A 16085-nucleotide genomic window follows, 5' to 3' on the forward strand; every position below is an offset into this window, starting at 1 on the left:
GACACCTCAGGCCAACGCCACCAGGTCCGCGTAGTCCGGGCTCCACAGGTCCTCGACCCCGTCGGGGAGGATGAGCACCCGGTCCGGCTCGAGCGCGTGGACGGCGCCCTCGTCGTGGGTGACCAGCACGATGGCGCCCTCGTAGCGGCGGATCGCGTTGAGGACCTCCTCCCGCGAGGCGGGGTCGAGGTTGTTGGTGGGCTCGTCGAGGAGCAGCACGTTGGCAGCGGAGACGACGAGCGAGGCCAGCGCGAGCCGGGTCTTCTCACCGCCGGACAGGACGCCCGCCGGCTTGTGGACATCGTCGCCGGAGAAGAGGAACGAGCCGAGGACCGAGCGGGCCTCGGTGTCGGTGAGCTGGGGCGCGGAGGACTGCATGTTCTCGAGCACCGTGCGGGAGACGTCGAGCGTCTCGTGCTCCTGGGCGTAGTAGCCCACCTTGAGGCCGTGCCCGGCGACGACCTCGCCGGTGTCGGGCTTGTCGACGCCGGCGAGGATGCGCAGCATCGTGGTCTTGCCGGCACCGTTGAGACCGAGGATGACCACGCGCGAACCCTTGTCGATGGCCAGGTCGACGGCGGTGAAGATCTCCAGGGCGCCGTAGGACTTGGACAGGTCGTGCGCCGAGAGCGGCGTCTTGCCGCAGGCGGCCGGGGTGGGGAACTTGATCGCCGCGACCTTGTCGGACTGCCGCTCCCCCTCGACGCCCTCCATCAGCCTCTCGGCGCGCTTGAGCATCTGCTGGGCGGCCGACGCCTTGGTCGCCTTGGCGCGCATCTTGTTGGCCTGGTCGGTGAGCGTCTTCGCCTTGTTCTGGGCGTTCATCAGCTCGCGCTTGCGGCGCGCCTCGTCGGTCTCGCGCTGGGTGAGGTAGTTCCTCCAGCCCATGTTGTAGACGTCGATGACCGAGCGGTTGGCGTCGAGGTGGAAGACCTTGTTGACGGTCTCCTCGAGCAGCGCGTTGTCGTGGGAGATCACGATGAAGCCGCCCTTGTAGGACTTCATCCAGTCGCGCAGCCAGGTGATCGAGTCGGCGTCGAGGTGGTTGGTCGGCTCGTCGAGCACGAGCACCTCGGCGCTGGAGAACAGGATCCGGGCCAGCTCGACCCGACGTCGCTGGCCGCCCGAGAGGGTGCCGAGCGGCTGGTCCATCAGCCGGTCGGGGATGCCGAGGCTCTGCGCGATCTGGAGCGCCTCGGTCTCGGCGGCGTACCCGCCCCCGGCGTCGAGCTCGTCCTGCGCGCGCTGGAACCTGCGGAACGCCTTGTCGCGCTCGTTCGGGTCCTCGGAGGCCATCGCGATCTCGGCGGCCCGCATCCGGCGTACGGCGTCGTCGAGCCCGCGCGCGGACAGGATCCGGTCGCGGACGATGATCTCGGGATCACCCACCCGCGGGTCCTGCGGGAGGTAGCCGAGCTCGCCACTGTTGCTGACCGATCCGCCGGCGGGGAGGGCGTCGCCGGCGAGCACCTTGGTGAGGGTGGTCTTGCCGGCGCCGTTGCGGCCGACGAGACCGACCTTGTCGCCGGGGCCGACGCGGAAGCTGACGTTCTCCATGAGGAGCCGCGCACCGACGCGTACCTCGAGCTGGTGCACCGTGATCATGACGTGGTCCAGTCTCCCACGACGGTTCGGCACCCCCTAAACGGCGCGGGCGTCCTCTAGGGTGCTGCCGTGGTGCGATTCAATCCGAAGGCCCGCCTCGACCAGTCCCGGGTCCGTGACGCGGGCGCCGGGAGCGGCGGTGGCATGGGTGGCGGTCTCGGGGGCGGCGGCATGCGCCTCCCGATCCCGGGCGGCAAGGGCGGCATCGGCGGCCTGATCGGCGTGATCCTGGTCGTGGTCGTCACCCTGCTCCTGGGCGGCAACCCGCTCAGCGGCGGGGGCGGCACCGGCGGGCTCGGCAGCGTCTACTCGCCGTCGCGGTTCAGCGACGCCCAGCAGGGCACCGATCGGTACGCCGGGTGCAAGACCGGCGAGGACGCCAACGAGAGCCAGGACTGCGCCCGGGTCGCGATCGAGAACTCGCTGACCGACTACTGGGGCGCCGAGCTCGGAGGCAAGTTCCGCCCCGAGCGAGCGGTGGTCACCTTCACCGGCTCGGTCGACACCGGCTGCGGCGCGGCGTCATCGGCGGTCGGGCCGTTCTACTGCCCCAGCGACGAGACGATCTACCTCGACACCACCTTCTTCGACGACGTCCTCGAGGGCCAGCTCGGCGGCCCCGACGGCAGCTTCGTGGAGTTCTACGTGCTCGCCCACGAGTACGGCCACCACGTCTCCAATCTGCTCGGCTACATGGGCCAGGTCCGCAGCCAGCAGACCGGGCCGCAGAGCGACGGCGTCCGCCTCGAGCTGCAGGCCGACTGCTACGCCGGGATGTGGGCCAAGCACGCGACCACCACCGAGGACGCGTCGGGCGAGAAGCTGATCCTCGACCTCACCCAGGACGACATCAACCAGGCCATCGACGCCGCCAAGTCGGTCGGCGACGACTACATCCAAAAGCGCGCCGGCGGCCGGGTCGACGAGGAGGCGTGGACCCACGGCTCCTCCGCGCAGCGGCAGAAGTGGTTCATGGTCGGCTTCCAGGAGGGGACCCTCGACGCCTGCGACACCTTCGCGGCGAGCAAGGTCTGATCCCTACAGCTCCAGCAGGGCCTCCATGTGCCCGAAGGTGCGCTGCAGCGCGCGCAGGTGCGGCGCGACGGCCGGATGCCGGTACTTGCCGGCCAGCGCCCCCTCGCCGCCCGCGACCCGGGCCAGCGCCCACTCGGCGCGGTTGAGCGCGGTGTAGACGGCGACGACCTGGGCGCCGAGGACGACGCTGTCGCGGTCGGCGACGCCGTCGGGCAGGCCGAGCAGGTAGGCGTCGAGCAGTGGCTCGAACTCCTCGCGCGAGGACAGCGAGAGATAGCCCAGGTCGCCGCCGACCGGGCCGTGGCCCAACGTGCCCCAGTCGATGGCGACCGCGTCGTCGTCGGCTCGGCCGGGGACGTTGAGCGCGGTCGGGTCGCCGTGCTGCGGAACCTGCGGCAGCCCGTCGAGCAGGGTGAGCAGCCGCTCCCGGTGGCTCCACAGGTGCATGGCGACGTCGGCGACGGTGGTCCGGGCGAGCGTGGTCCAGCCGCCGCGGCGCGCCACCCGGGCCAGCCGGTCGCGCAGCAGGGCGGTCGCGAGGAAGGTCGGGTGGCCGAGGTCCGCGCCCGAGAACCGGCCCAGGGACAGGGCCAGGAACAGCCCGCTCGACGCGGCGTCCTCGACCCAGTCCCGGACGATGGTGACGCCCTCGTCGTCCTCCTCGACCGAGGCGCCCGCCGAGCGCAGCCCCGGCGTCGCCGAGGTGAGGCCGGTGAGCAGGACGTCGGCCTCGCGTCGCCAGTACCCGGCGTGGGTCCGCTCGGAGAGCACGGCCGGATCGCCCGCCGCGGGCGCGCCGAGCCGCTTGATCACCACGGGCCGCCCGCCGAGTGCGGTCCGCCACACGCCCACGGTGGAGGTCCCCGTGCCTCCGGGGAGCGCCACCCAGTCGGGCTCGGGCTGCCACATGCGGCTGAAACTAGCCGATGTCGCGCTCCCGGAACCGCCACCACGCCACGCTGAGCAGCACGGCCGCCACGACGCTCAGCCCCGAGACGCTCCCCCAGCTCCACGCGTCGGCGGGCAGCGACGGCACGTGGGAGTACGGCGACAGCCCGGTCAACCAGCCCGGCAGCCGCAGCAGGTCACCGAGCAGGCTGAGGGTCACGAAGGCCGCCGGCCAGACCCAGACCAGGACCGACCAGCGCAGCCCGGCCGCCAGCGAGAGCACCGCCAGCGCGCCGACCACCCAGGCGGCGGGCACCCAGGCGAGGGCGGCGAGGAGCAGGAAGGCGAGCGCCGCCAGGGCGCCGGCCACGAGCAGGTAGCAGGGCAGCAGCCACCAGCGCACCTCGCCGTACGCCCGGACCTGGGTGTTCCATCCCAGCGGCGAGAGCCAGCTCAGCCAGCCCGGACCCGTGTCTCCTGCGGCGCGGAGCACGAAGAGCACGGCGAGCGTCCCGGCGGCGTACGCCGCGCAGGTGCGCGCGCTCGCGGAGAGCTGGGCACTCACCGCGGCGATGCCCGCGGCCACCAGGGCGGTGCCGGCCCACAGCGCGCCGAAGGCGAGGGAGCCGACGAGACCGAGGCCGGAGAGGGTGTTGCCCAGCGCGGTGAGCAGGCCGAGCACGACCGCCAGCGCCGCGGCCCCGAGCAGGGTCGCGACGAGCGGCGCGTGCCGTCCGACTGCGGTGCCGCCGACCAGCTCGGTGCGGCCGGTCTCCTCCTCCACCCGGGTGTGGCGACGCACGACCACGACGAACAGGGCCGCCACGAACACGGCGTACAGCACGGTCATCTTGGTCATCGCCAGCTCGCCCTCGCTGGTGACGTCGAGGATCGGGCCGTAGAGCGCGACGATGGCGGGGCTGGCGTTGATGGCCTCGGCGGCGCGCACCCGGTCGGCCTGGTCGGTGTACAGGCCCGGAGTCGCGGCGGCCGACGCGACACTCATCACGACGAGCACGGCGAGTGCCACCGGCGCGAGGATCCGGTCCTGGCGCAGGCCCAGCCGCAGCAGCAGGGACCAGCCGGTCACCGCCCGGCTCCGGCGCGATCCCGGTAGGCGTCGAGGAACAGCTCCTCGAGGCTGGGCGGCGTGCTGGTCAGCGCCGTCACTCCGGCCGCGGTCAGCGCGGACAGCACCGCGGCAGGCCATCCTCCCCCTGCGAGAGACTCGATCCATGCAGATCGCGACCGACGACCCACGCCGGCCCGACGTCTTGGGCCTGCTCGAGGAGCACCTGGCCGACATGTACGCCACCTCGCCGGCCGAGAGCGTGCATGCCCTCGACCCCGACGCCCTCGCGGCGCCGTCGATCACCCTGTGGACCGCCCGCGACGCCGACCTGCTGCTCGGCTGCGTCGCCCTCAAGCGGCTCTCCGTCGAGCACGCCGAGCTCAAGTCCATGCGGACGGCGACCGCGGCCCGCCGCCGCGGGGTGGCCGGCCTGCTGCTCGACCACGTGCTGACCGTGGCTCGCGACCGCGGACACGCCCGGGTCAGTCTGGAGACCGGCATCGAGGACTACTTCGCACCCGCCCGGGCGCTGTACCTCACCCGCGGATTCACCGAGTGCGCCCCCTTCGAGGGCTACGTCTCGGACCCGAACAGCGTGTTCCTCACCCTGACGCTCTGAGCCCGGCGTTCTCCACGCTCACCACCAGCGCCTGGGCATCGCGCAGAGCCTGCTCGAGCACCGCCCGCCGCGGATCCGGTACGGCGAGCCACGGGCCGACCACCGCGAGCGAGCGCAGCCGCGGGTCGGCGAGGACCTCCTCCACCGCGCCCCGGTCGCCGCCGGTCACCACCTCGGGGACCCCGGCCAGGATCGCGGCGGCATGGTCCGCGGCCGCCTCGTAGGCGACCCGGGCCTGGTTGGCGCGGCGCCGGGCGAAGCGCTGCTGCGACTGCCCGCCCGCCTTGGTCCGGCCCTGGACGTGCCGCTGGCCGACCTTGCTCGACGCCAGCGCCCCGGCCTCGACCCGCGCGAGCGCGAAGCCGCCCTTGCGCACCAGCAGCACGCCCCAGACGGGCGGCGGCACGGCGTGCTCGGCCACCTCGTCCGGCGGGCCGTCGTACGCGAGCGAGAAGGGCAGCCGGGCGGTGAAGGTCGAGCCGTCCGTACCGGCGCCCTGCACGCCGCCGTCGACCGTGGCCAGGACCGCGCCACCGTGGGACGCCGCGAAGTTGGCGAGCCAGCGCGGCCAGCGCGCGGGCGGGACCAGGACCTCGGGCATGTCCGGACCCTATCGAGAACAACGTGTGGGATTTCCGGGGATGGTGATCGACCACCGGCGCCAGCGGCTCCGGGCCTGAGGCTCTCAGACGTTGAAGCCGAGGGCGCGCAGCTGCTCGCGGCCGTCGGGGGTGATCTTGTCGGGGCCCCACGGCGGCATCCAGACCCAGTTGATGGCGACGTCGTTGACCAGGCCCTCGAGCGCGGACTCGGTCTGGTCGGTGATCACGTCGGTCAGCGGACACGCGGCCGAGGTGAGAGTCATGTCGAGGACGAGGTTCGAGCCCTCGTCGACATGCATGCCGTAGACGAGGCCGAGGTCGACGACGTTGATGCCGAGCTCGGGGTCGACGACGTCCTTCATCGCCTCCTCGATGTCGGCGAGCGCCACGTTGGAGGAGGCGTTGGACGAGCCGCCGGCCTCGGGGACCTCGGGCAGGTCGCTGTTGTCGATGGACTCGCTCATCAGTTGTCTCCGTCTCCCGCGAGGGCCTGCGCCGTCGCGTCCTTCCACGCCATCCATGACAGCAGGGCACACTTCACCCGGGCCGGGAACTTCGCCACACCGGCGAACGCGATCCCGTCCTCCAAGACGTCCTCGTCGGGCTCCACGGCACCCTTGCCCTGCATCAGGGTGAGGAACTCGTGGTGGATCGTCATCGCCTCGTCGACGCTCTTGCCGACCACCAGGTCGTAGAGCACCGAGGCGGAGGCCTGCGAGATCGAGCAGCCGAGCGCGTCGTAGGACACGTCGTCGACGACACCGTCGGCCAGGTGGACCCGCAGGGTCACCTCGTCGCCACAGGTCGGGTTGACGTGGTGCACCTCGGCCGTGTGGTCGGCGTGCTCACGAAGCCCCTTGCCGTGGGGGTTCTTGTAGTGGTCGAGGATGATCTCCTGATACAGGGCATCCAGGTCGGTCGCAGACATCGCTCAGTCCAACTTGAAGTAGGAACGGGTGTATTCCAGCGCCTCGACCAGGGCGTCGATCTCGCGCGGCTCCGTGTAGAGGTACGACGACATCCGCGTCGAGCTCTGCACCCCGAAGCGGGCGTGGGCCGGCTTCGCGCAGTGGTGGCCGGCGCGGACCGCGACGCCGCGGCTGTCGAGCACCTGCGCGATGTCGTGCGGATGCACGCCGTCGAGCTCGAAGGAGATCGCGCCACCGCGCTCGGCCGCGTCGAGCGGGCCGAGCACGGTCAGACCCCTCACCGACTGCAGGCCCTCGAGGGCGTAGCCGGTGATCGCCTTCTCGTGCGCGTGGATCGCGTCGAGCCCGATGTGGCCGAGGTACTCCACCGCGGCCCCGAGGCCGATCGCCTCGACGATCGGCGGAGTGCCGGCCTCGAACTTGTGCGGGATGCCGGCGTAGGTCGAGCCCTCCATCCGCACCGTCTCGATCATCTCGCCACCGCCGAGGAACGGCGGCAGCGCGTCGAGCACCGCGCGGGAGCCCCAGAGCACGCCGATGCCGGTCGGGCCGACGACCTTGTGGCCGGTGAAGGCGAGCAGGTCGGGCCGCTCCTCGGCCGGCATCGCGGCCAGGTCGATCGGCAGCTGCGGCGCGGCCTGCGAGGCGTCGACGACGACGATCGCACCCACGGCGTGCGCGCGACGGGCGATCTCCGCGACCGGGTTGATCGTGCCGAGCATGTTGGAGACCCAGGTCAGCGAGACGACCTTGGTGCGCTCGGTGATCAGCTCGTCGATCCTCGTCAGGTCCAGGCGGCCGTCGTCGGTGATCCCGAACCAGCGCAGGGTCGCGCCGCTGCGCTGGGTGAGCAGCTGCCACGGGACGATGTTGGAGTGGTGCTCCATCTCGGTGATGACCACCTCGTCGCCCGCACCGACCTGCAGCGGGCCCGCCCAGGCCAGCGTGTTGGCGACCAGGTTGAGCGCCTCGGAGGCGTTCTTGGTGAAGATCACCTCGTCGCGGTCGGGCGCGCCGAGGAACGCCGCCACCTTGTCGCGCGCGGCCTCGAACGCCTCGGTCGACTCGGCGCCGAGCTGGTGCATGGCGCGGGCGATGTTGGCGTTGTGGCGCTCCAGGTGGTCGACCATGGTGTCGATCACCACCTGAGGCTTCTGCGAGGTGTTGGCGCTGTCGAGGTAGACCAGCGGCAGCCCGCCCGCGAGCGTGCGCTCGAGGATCGGGAAGTCCTTGCGGATGACCGCCAGCTCCGGGAGGAGCCCCTCCAGGGTCACGGTCAGACCCCGGCGGTGGTGAAGCGCTCGTAGCCGTTGGCCTCCAGCTCGTCGGCCAGCTCCGGGCCGCCCGACTCGGCGATCCGGCCGTCGACGAACACATGCACGACGTCGGGCTTCACGTAGCGCAGGATCCGCGTGTAGTGCGTGATCAGCAGCAGGCCCTTGCCCTCGCGACCGGCGTAGGCGTTGATGCCGTCGGAGACGACCTTCAGCGCGTCGATGTCGAGCCCGGAGTCGATCTCGTCGAGGATCGCGAACTTCGGGTCGAGCAGGTCGAGCTGGGCGATCTCGGCGCGCTTCTTCTCGCCGCCGGAGAAGCCCTCGTTGACCGAGCGGCTGGAGAACGCGGGGTCGAGGTTCATCCGGTCCAGGGCGCCGTTGACGTCCTTGACCCAGGTGCGCAGCTTGGGCGCCTCGCCGTCGATGGCGGTCTTGGCGGTGCGCAGGAAGTTGGCCATCGAGACGCCGGGCACCTCGACGGGGTACTGCATCGCCAGGAACAGGCCGGCGCGGGCCCGCTCGTCGGGGCTCATCTCGAGCAGGTTCTCACCGTCGAGGAGGACCTCGCCGCCGGTGATCGTGTACTTCGGGTGACCCGCGATGGAGTACGCCGTCGTGGACTTGCCCGAGCCGTTGGGACCCATGATCGCGTGGGTCTCGCCGTCCTTGATGGTCAGCGTGACGCCCTTGAGGATCTCCTTGGCTCCATCCTCGGTGTCGACCGACACCTGCAGGTTCTTGATCTCGAGGGTGCTCATGCGGGGGTGACTCCGTTCAGGGTCGTGGTGACGTCGACGTAGATCTCGCCGTCACGCACTTCGACAGGGAAGGTGGCGACGGGCTCGGTCGCCGGGAAGGTGGTGGGCTTGCCGGTGCGCAGGTCGAAGGTCGACCCGTGCAGCCAGCACTCGATGGTGCAGTCGGCGACCTCGCCCTCGCTCAGCTGGACCGCGGCGTGGGAGCACAGGTCCTGCAGGGCGAAGACCTCGTCGCCGTCACGGGCGATCGCGACGTCGTAGCTGTCGACGGTGACGGCGAGGGCCTCATCGGTGGGGACCTCGCTCAGCGACGCGACACGTTCGAAGCTCACAGCGCACCTGCGTGGACGTTCTTGGCGAGCTCCGCCTCCACGGTCGCCGCGAGGCTCTCCTCGAGCTCCGGTACGCCGATCTGGCGGATCAGGTCGTTGAAGAAGCCATGCACGACCAGGCGCTGCGCCTCCTTCTCGGAGATGCCGCGCGAGCGCAGGTAGAACAGCTGCTCGTCGTCGAAGCGGGCGGTCGCCGACGCGTGGCCGGCGCCCTCGATCTCGCCGGTCTCGATCTCCAGGTTGGGGACCGAGTCGGCCTGACAGCCGTCGGTGAGGACGAGGTTGCGGTTCTCCTCGTAGGTCTCGATGCCCTCGGCGACCTTGCGGATCAGCACGTTGCCGATCCACACGGTGTGCGCCTTCTCGCCCTGCAGCGCGCCCTTGTAGACCACGTGGGACTTGGTCCGCGGGGCGGTGTGGTCGACGAAGAGCCGGTGCTCGATGTGCTGGCCGGCGTCGGCGAAGTACAGGCCGAGCATCTCGACCGCGCCGCCCGGGCCGGCGTAGTCGGCGGTGGTGTCGTGACGCACCACGTCGCCGCCGAAGGTGATGTCGACGTGCTTGAACTGCGCGTCACGTCCCACCCGGATGTGGCGGTGCCCGACGTGGACGGCGTCGTCGGCCCAGTCGTCGATCGAGACGACGGCCAGCTGGGCGCCGTCCTCGACCACGATCTCGACGTTGTCGGCCAGCGTCATCGAACCCTCGAAGCGCAGCACGACGGTCGCCTTGCTGAACTTCTCGGCCCGGATGACCAGGTGCGCCGCGGTCGCCTCGTCGGTGCCGGTGCCCTTGATGGTCACGAACACCGGGCGCTCGAGCACGGCCTCGGCCGGGATCGTGACGGCGAGGCTCGACTTCGCCTCGGCCAGCGCACGGGCCGAGATCCGGTCCCACGGCACCAGGCCGGACACGCCCTTGAGCGAGTCGTCGTCGAGCCGGTCGGCCCGCACGTTGCCCGGAGCGTCGAAGGACGCCTCGAACGACGTGCCGGCCAGCGGCGCGTCCGCGTGGATGCCACGCAGCCGCTTGAGCGGGGTGAACCGCCAGATCTCCTCACGACCGGTCGGCACCTCGTGGGCCTCGACGTCGAAGGATCCTTCGGGGTGGAGGTGGCTCTCGATCTTCTCGAGGGCACCTTCGAGAACTTCGGCGGTCATCAGCCGACGGCACCTTCCATCTGCAGCTCGATCAGTCGGTTCAGCTCGAGGGCGTACTCCATCGGGAGCTCCTTGGCGATCGGCTCGACGAAGCCGCGCACGATCATCGCCATCGCCTCGTCCTGCTCCATGCCACGGGACATGAGGTAGAAGAGCTGGTCGTCGGAGACCTTGGAGACCGACGCCTCGTGGCCCATGGACACGTCGTCCTCGCGGATGTCGACGTAGGGGTAGGTGTCGGAGCGGCTGATCTGGTCGACCAGGAGCGCGTCGCACAGCACGTTCGACTTGGAGCCGTGGGCACCCTCGTTGACCTGGATCAGGCCGCGGTACGACGTCCGGCCGCCACCGCGGGCCACCGACTTCGACAGGATCGAGGAGGAGGTGTTGGGCGCCGCGTGGACCATCTTGGCGCCGGCGTCCTGGTGCTGGCCCTCGCCGGCGAAGGCGATCGACAGCGTCTCGCCCTTGGCGTGCTCGCCCATCAGGTAGACGGCCGGGTACTTCATCGTGACCTTGGAGCCGATGTTGCCGTCGACCCACTCCATCGTCGCGCCGGCCTCGCAGACCGCGCGCTTGGTGACGAGGTTGTAGACGTTGTTGGACCAGTTCTGGATGGTCGTGTAGCGGCAGCGGCCGCCCTTCTTGACGATGATCTCGACGACCGCGGAGTGCAGCGAGTCGCTGCTGTAGATCGGCGCGGTGCAGCCCTCGACGTAGTGGACGTAGGCGTCCTCGTCGACGATGATCAGCGTCCGCTCGAACTGGCCCATGTTCTCGGTGTTGATCCGGAAGTAGGCCTGCAGCGGGATGTCGACATGGACACCCTTGGGGACGTAGATGAACGAGCCGCCCGACCACACCGCGGTGTTGAGCGCGGCGAACTTGTTGTCGCCGACCGGGATGACCGTGCCGAAGTACTCCTTGAAGAGCTCCGGCTGCTCGCGCAGCGCGGTGTCGGTGTCGAGGAAGAGCACGCCCTGGGCCTCGAGGTCCTCACGGATCGAGTGGTAGACGACCTCGGACTCGTACTGCGCGGCGACACCCGAGACCAGACGCTGCTTCTCCGCCTCCGGGATGCCGAGCTTGTCGTAGGTGTTCTTGATGTCCTCGGGCAGGTCGTCCCAGGTCGCGGCCTGCTTCTCGCTCGAGCGCACGAAGTACTTGATGTTGTCGAAGTCGATCGCGGAGAGGTCCGAGCCCCACGTGGGCATGGGCTTGCGGTCGAAGAGCTTGAGGCCCTTGAGGCGCAGGTCCAGCATCCACGACGGCTCGTTCTTCTTCGAGGAGATGTCGCGGACGACGTCCTCGTTGAGACCGCGCTTCGCGTTGGCGCCGACGTCGTTCTTGTCGGACCAGCCGAACTCGTAGCGTCCGATCCCCTTCAGCTCCGGGTTGAGCTCTTCGATCGAGGTCATGACGTGACCTGCTCCTTCTGTGTTGAGGGGATGCACGTGGTGCAGACCCCGTCACCGTGGGCGATGGTGGCCAGGCGCTGGACGTGGGTGCCGAGGACCCGGCTGATCGCCTCGGTCTCGGCCTCGCACAGCTGGGGGAACTCGTGGGCGACGTGGGAGACCGGGCAGTGCTGCTGGCACAGCTGCTCCCCCACGCTGTTTCCATTGATCGGGGCGAGCTCGCGGACGGTGGCGGCGTAGCCCTCGTCGGAGAACACCAGCGCCAGCACCTGCGCGGGCGAGGCACCCGGGTTGGCGGCCGCGACCACCGGGAACTTCTTCTCGATGAACGACGCCCGCCGCTCGGCGAACGCCCGGACGGCCTCGTCGCCGCCGGTCTCGGCCAGGAAGCGGATCGCCTCGGTGGCCAGGTCGTCGTACTGCTGGTCGAAGGCGTCGCGGCCACGCTCGGTCAGCGCGAACACCTTGGCCGGGCGGCCCCGGCCCCGGGAGCCGACCGGACGGGGGTCGCGCGCGACGACCGCGCCCTCGGCGAGCAGCTGGTCGAGGTGACGGCGCACCGCGGCCGGCGTCAGCTCCAGGCGCTCGGCGAGCGCCGCCGCGGTCGACGGACCGTTGACGAGGATGGACCGCGCGACGCGCTGACGCGTCGGCTGGTCGCCTTCCTCGGGGGTCCGCACGAATTCCACAACGCCAGTGTGCCGTTATTGATTCCGCCCCATCAAGCAAGGCGAGGCTTACTGAGGCAGGCCTAAGTGGAATGGGTCACAAGGCGCGGGGCGGGCTGGTGTGCCGCAGCCACGCCAGCCCCGCGAACGGCAGCACCAGCGGCAGGAAGCCGTAGCCCTGGCCGAAGTGCGACCAGACCGTCTTGTCGGGGAACAGGTCGGTGGCGACATAGCTCAGGGTGCCGACCGAGAGCACGCCGAGCAGCTCGATGGTCACCGCGATCCCGGCCACCCGCCAGCCGGTGCTGCCGCCGAGCAGGAGACAGGTCGTGGCGACCAAGTAGAGGACCGCGGCGAGCAGCGAGAGGGAGTAGGCCAACGGCGCCTTGCCGGGCTCCATGCCGAGCTGGACGGCGGAGCGGCCGGTGGCGGCGACGGCGAACAGGCCGTAGACGAAGACCAGGGCACGACCCCAGCCCTGCGAGAGGACGTACGTCGGCTCAGGCACCACGACCACCCCACACGTCCCACAGCCGCACCTCGAGGCCGGCGACCGTGGCGACGCCGAGCAGCAGGATCGTGGTGCCGACCCGGGAGCGCTCGGCGAGCGCGAAGAAGGCGGCGACCACCGGCACCAGCAGGTTGGTGACCAGGTAGCTGACGAACACCGCCCCCTCGATGTCGCGGTCGGTGCGGGCCAGGGCGACGACTCCCCCGACCAGCTGGACGAGCATCACCACCTCGACGACGGCCAGCCCGATGAGGTGGGAGTCCTGCGCGGCCCGGTCGCGGACCAGGTCGACGACGAGGAGGACGGCGAGAGCGCCGGCGAGGGCCAGCGCGACGCCGTACAGCCAGGGATTCACGGCGGTCAGCGTAGACCGGGAGGGGTCGGCGACAATGACCCGCATGCAGCTCGACCAGCTCGACCAGCTCGACCGCCTGATCGTCGGCACCCTCCTGGAGGACGGCCGCGCCACGTTCGCCCAGATCGGGCACCGGGTCGCGCTGTCCGCGCCGGCGGTCAGCTGGTCGACCGAGGGCGATGTCTCGATCTACTGCCAGGGCTCGACGACGCCGGGCGAGATCCTCCCCGCAGTCGACCCGCTGCCCGAGATGGTCGAGATCGACGCCATGGATCGCCGCTGGCGAGCAACGCACGCCCCTCGATCTTGGGCCGCCGGGTTCCTAGTCTGGTCCGCGTGACCGACATCACCCGCGCCGACGCACTGGTCGTCGCCGCCTGGCAGCCCGCCGGGCCGCTGCTCGACGTACCCGCCGCCCTGGACGCCCTCGACGCCACCGCCGCCGAGGCGGCGGCCCGCGGCGCGCGGCTGCTCGTGTGCCCCGAGCTGACCCTGACCGGATACGACATCGCCCTGCAGGCCGCCGACCTGGCCGAGCCCGCGGGCGGGCCGATGGCGCGGGCCGTGGCGGGGATCGCCCGCAGCCACGGGCTGGCGATCGCGTGGAGCTGGCCCGAGCGCGACGGCGAGCAGGTCCACATCGCCGCCGAGCTGGTCGACCGCGACGGCAGCGTGCTCGCCCGGCACCGCAAGGCCCACCTCTACGGACCGGACGAGGCGGGCGCCTATGCCCCCGGCGACGGCACACCCGCGGTGGGCGAGGTCGACGGCTACCGGGTCGGTCTCCTCGTCTGCTACGACATCGAGTTCCCCGAGCAGGTGCGACTGGTGGCCCTCGCCGGCGCCGACCTGCTGGCCTGCCCGACCGCCCTGATGACGCCGTACGACGCCGTGAGCACGCTCGTCGTCCCGGCCCGCGCCTTCGAGAACCAGATGGCGGTCGCCTACGCCAACCGCGCCGGCACCGAGCACGACCTGACCTACACCGGCCTGAGCTGCGTCGTCGGCCCCGACGGCGTCGACCTGGCCCGCGCCGACGACCGGCCCGGCCTCGTGGTCGGCACCCTCACCGCCGACGCCCTCGACGCGGCCCGCCGCGCCAACACCCACCTGGTCGACCGCCGGCCCGAGGTCTACGGGGGCCTGACCCGATGACGACCGGACAGACCACCCCGGACCCGGCCCACGTCGTGCCCGCTCCGGTGACGATGCTCGGCCCCGACTTCCCGTTCGGGTACGACCTGTACCTGGCCCACCCCGCCGGCCTCGGCTCGGTCCCCGCCGAGCAGCACGGCCGCGAGGTGGCGATCGTCGGCGGCGGGCTCTCCGGGATGGTCACCGCCTACGAGCTGATGCGCCTGGGCCTGAAGCCGGTCGTCTACGAGGCGGACCGGATCGGCGGCCGGCTGCGCTCCCAGCCGTTCGGCGGCCCGCACGGCCCGATCGCCGAGCTCGGCGGGATGCGCTTCCCGCTCTCCTCACGGGCCCTGTTCCACTACATCGACCACCTCGGCCTGCGCACCTCGCCGTTCCCGAACCCGCTCTCGGAGGCGACGCCGAGCACCGTCGTGGAGCTCGGCGGCGAGTCCTTCTACGCCCGCGCGTACGACGACCTGCCGGCCTTCCTCAAGGACGTCGCCGACGCCTGGCACGAGGCGCTCGGCGAGGTCGGCTTCACCGCGGCCCAGCGCGCGATCGCCGAGCGCGACGTACCCGCGCTCAAGGAGCTGTGGAACCGGCTGGTCCTCACCCTCGACGAGGAGACGTTCTCCGGCTTCCTCGCCAGCTCCAAGGCGTTCGGCGCACGCTCCTTCCGGCACCGCGAGGTGTTCGGGCAGGTCGGCTTCGGCACCGGCGGCTGGGACACCGACTTCCCGAACTCGATGCTGGAGATCCTGCGGGTGATCTTCACCAACGCCGACGAGGACCACCAGCTCATCCACGGCGGCGCCCAGCAGCTCCCGGTCGGGCTCTGGCGGGACGCGCCGGAGTGCGCGCACTGGCCGGCCGGCACCTCGCTGGCGAGCCTGCACGGCGGATCGCCGCTGCCGGGGGCCGCCCGGATCGCGCGCGGCGAGGACGAGCGGCTCGAGGTCACCGACCGCTGGGGCACCACCCGCGCGTACGACGCCGTCGTGGTCACCTGCCAGGTCTGGCTGCTCTCCGCGCGGATCGACGTCGACGAGGCGCTGTTCTCCCCCGACCTGTGGATGGCGATGGAGCGCACCCACTACATGCAGTCCTCGAAGACGTTCGTGCGCGTCGACCGGCCGTTCTGGAAGGACGTCGACCCGGCCACCGGGCGCGACGTGATGAGCATGACCCTCACCGACCGGCTGAACCGGGCGACGTACCTGCTCGAGGACGACGGCGCCGCCTCGATCTGCCTGTCCTACACCTGGAACGACGACGCGCTGAAGTGGCTGGCGCTGCCGGTCGAGGAGCGGGTCCGGCTGCAGCTGCACTCGCTGCGCAAGATCTACCCCGGCGTCGACATCGCCTCGCACATCGTGGGCGACCCGATCACGGTGTCGTGGGAGTCGGACCCCAACTTCATGGGCGCGTTCAAGGCGAACCTGCCCGGCCACTACCGCTACCAGCGCCGGCTCTTCTCGCACTTCGTGCAGGACGACCTGCCGGCCCACCGGCGCGGCGTCTTCCTCGCCGGCGACGACATCTCCTGGACCGCCGGGTGGGCCGAGGGAGCGGTCACGACCGCCCTCAACGCGGTGTGGGGTGTCGTGCGCCACTTCGGCGGCAGCAGTGCCTCCGGGAACCCCGGGCCGGGCGACCGGTTCGCCGAGCTCGCCCCGCTGGCCCTGCCCGACGGCCTCTGATCGGGCGTTCCTAGACTGT

The 16085-nt window shown here is 71.1% G+C and carries 19 protein-coding genes; 5 read left to right on the top strand and 14 right to left on the bottom strand.

Annotated features, from left to right (window positions below):
* Positions 1–6: 6 nt before the first annotated feature.
* Complete coding sequence (locus ACUP6Y_RS12220; RefSeq protein WP_462550980.1) at positions 7–1605, bottom strand: ABC-F family ATP-binding cassette domain-containing protein; 1599 nt, start codon at positions 1603–1605, stop codon at positions 7–9.
* 72 nt (positions 1606–1677) lie between these two features.
* On the opposite strand from ACUP6Y_RS12220, the gene ypfJ reads away from it, so the two are divergent.
* Positions 1678–2640 (top strand): KPN_02809 family neutral zinc metallopeptidase, encoded by a 963-nt coding sequence (gene ypfJ, locus ACUP6Y_RS12225; protein WP_462556715.1) that lies wholly within the window; start codon positions 1678–1680, stop codon positions 2638–2640.
* A gap of 3 nt (positions 2641–2643) precedes the next feature.
* Here ypfJ and ACUP6Y_RS12230 read toward each other — a convergent pair whose 3' ends face one another.
* Positions 2644–3549 carry a phosphotransferase gene (locus tag ACUP6Y_RS12230; protein WP_462550981.1) on the bottom strand — a complete coding sequence of 302 codons (906 nt, stop codon included), beginning with the start codon at positions 3547–3549 and terminating at the stop codon, positions 2644–2646.
* Between the two features lie 10 nt (positions 3550–3559).
* Positions 3560–4618: a hypothetical protein gene (locus ACUP6Y_RS12235; protein WP_462550982.1), complete on the bottom strand. Its 1059-nt coding sequence runs from the start codon at positions 4616–4618 to the stop codon at positions 3560–3562.
* Between the two features lie 145 nt (positions 4619–4763).
* On the opposite strand from ACUP6Y_RS12235, the gene ACUP6Y_RS12240 reads away from it, so the two are divergent.
* Entirely contained in the window at positions 4764–5219 is a 456-nt protein-coding gene (locus ACUP6Y_RS12240; protein WP_462550983.1) for a GNAT family N-acetyltransferase, read from the top strand.
* Here the strand turns inward: ACUP6Y_RS12240 and ACUP6Y_RS12245 are convergent.
* The 11 genes from ACUP6Y_RS12245 to ACUP6Y_RS12295 form a co-directional block, all read right to left on the bottom strand.
* Positions 5203–5820: an acVLRF1 family peptidyl-tRNA hydrolase gene (locus tag ACUP6Y_RS12245; RefSeq protein WP_462550984.1), complete on the bottom strand. Its 618-nt coding sequence runs from the start codon at positions 5818–5820 to the stop codon at positions 5203–5205. The genes ACUP6Y_RS12240 and ACUP6Y_RS12245 overlap by 17 nt on opposite strands.
* Before the next feature lie 84 nt (positions 5821–5904).
* Positions 5905–6285, bottom strand: coding sequence for a metal-sulfur cluster assembly factor (locus tag ACUP6Y_RS12250; protein ID WP_462550985.1), 381 nt, complete (start codon positions 6283–6285; stop codon positions 5905–5907).
* Complete coding sequence (sufU, locus tag ACUP6Y_RS12255) at positions 6285–6749, bottom strand: Fe-S cluster assembly sulfur transfer protein SufU (protein WP_462550987.1); 465 nt, start codon at positions 6747–6749, stop codon at positions 6285–6287. Before sufU ends, ACUP6Y_RS12250 begins: the two co-directional genes overlap by 1 nt.
* A 3-nt stretch (positions 6750–6752) precedes the next feature.
* Positions 6753–8018, bottom strand: coding sequence for a cysteine desulfurase (locus ACUP6Y_RS12260; RefSeq protein WP_462556717.1), 1266 nt, complete (start codon positions 8016–8018; stop codon positions 6753–6755).
* Between the two features lie 8 nt (positions 8019–8026).
* A complete protein-coding gene (gene sufC, locus ACUP6Y_RS12265) occupies positions 8027–8785 on the bottom strand; it encodes a Fe-S cluster assembly ATPase SufC (RefSeq protein WP_462550988.1) in 759 nt (252 codons plus the stop codon).
* Positions 8782–9117 carry a non-heme iron oxygenase ferredoxin subunit gene (locus tag ACUP6Y_RS12270; RefSeq protein WP_462550989.1) on the bottom strand — a complete coding sequence of 112 codons (336 nt, stop codon included), beginning with the start codon at positions 9115–9117 and terminating at the stop codon, positions 8782–8784. The genes sufC and ACUP6Y_RS12270 overlap by 4 nt, the downstream gene beginning before the upstream one ends.
* Positions 9114–10277 carry a Fe-S cluster assembly protein SufD gene (gene sufD, locus ACUP6Y_RS12275; protein WP_462550990.1) on the bottom strand — a complete coding sequence of 388 codons (1164 nt, stop codon included), beginning with the start codon at positions 10275–10277 and terminating at the stop codon, positions 9114–9116. The genes ACUP6Y_RS12270 and sufD overlap by 4 nt, the downstream gene beginning before the upstream one ends.
* The gene (gene sufB, locus ACUP6Y_RS12280) at positions 10277–11695 is read right to left on the bottom strand and encodes a Fe-S cluster assembly protein SufB (protein ID WP_462550991.1); all 1419 of its coding nucleotides are present in this window, start codon (positions 11693–11695) and stop codon (positions 10277–10279) included. Before sufB ends, sufD begins: the two co-directional genes overlap by 1 nt.
* Complete coding sequence (locus ACUP6Y_RS12285) at positions 11692–12384, bottom strand: helix-turn-helix transcriptional regulator (RefSeq protein WP_462550993.1); 693 nt, start codon at positions 12382–12384, stop codon at positions 11692–11694. The genes sufB and ACUP6Y_RS12285 overlap by 4 nt, the downstream gene beginning before the upstream one ends.
* Before the next feature lie 76 nt (positions 12385–12460).
* The gene (locus ACUP6Y_RS12290; protein ID WP_462550994.1) at positions 12461–12871 is read right to left on the bottom strand and encodes a hypothetical protein; all 411 of its coding nucleotides are present in this window, start codon (positions 12869–12871) and stop codon (positions 12461–12463) included.
* Entirely contained in the window at positions 12864–13229 is a 366-nt protein-coding gene (locus tag ACUP6Y_RS12295) for a hypothetical protein (protein WP_462550995.1), read from the bottom strand. Before ACUP6Y_RS12295 ends, ACUP6Y_RS12290 begins: the two co-directional genes overlap by 8 nt.
* A gap of 43 nt (positions 13230–13272) precedes the next feature.
* Here ACUP6Y_RS12295 and ACUP6Y_RS12300 point away from each other — a divergent pair, with 43 nt between their 5' ends.
* Genes ACUP6Y_RS12300 through ACUP6Y_RS12310 form a run of 3 tightly spaced genes read left to right on the top strand, consistent with a single transcriptional unit; the run spans position 13273 to position 16066 of the window.
* Positions 13273–13569 (top strand): AsnC family transcriptional regulator, encoded by a 297-nt coding sequence (locus ACUP6Y_RS12300; RefSeq protein WP_462550996.1) that lies wholly within the window; start codon positions 13273–13275, stop codon positions 13567–13569.
* Positions 13566–14384, top strand: a complete 819-nt coding sequence (locus tag ACUP6Y_RS12305) for a carbon-nitrogen hydrolase family protein (protein WP_462550997.1) — start codon at positions 13566–13568, stop codon at positions 14382–14384. Before ACUP6Y_RS12300 ends, ACUP6Y_RS12305 begins: the two co-directional genes overlap by 4 nt.
* Entirely contained in the window at positions 14381–16066 is a 1686-nt protein-coding gene (locus ACUP6Y_RS12310) for a flavin monoamine oxidase family protein (RefSeq protein ID WP_462550998.1), read from the top strand. Before ACUP6Y_RS12305 ends, ACUP6Y_RS12310 begins: the two co-directional genes overlap by 4 nt.
* The last annotated feature ends 19 nt before the right edge of the window (positions 16067–16085 follow it).

The organism is Nocardioides sp. S5-5, assembly GCF_054954065.1.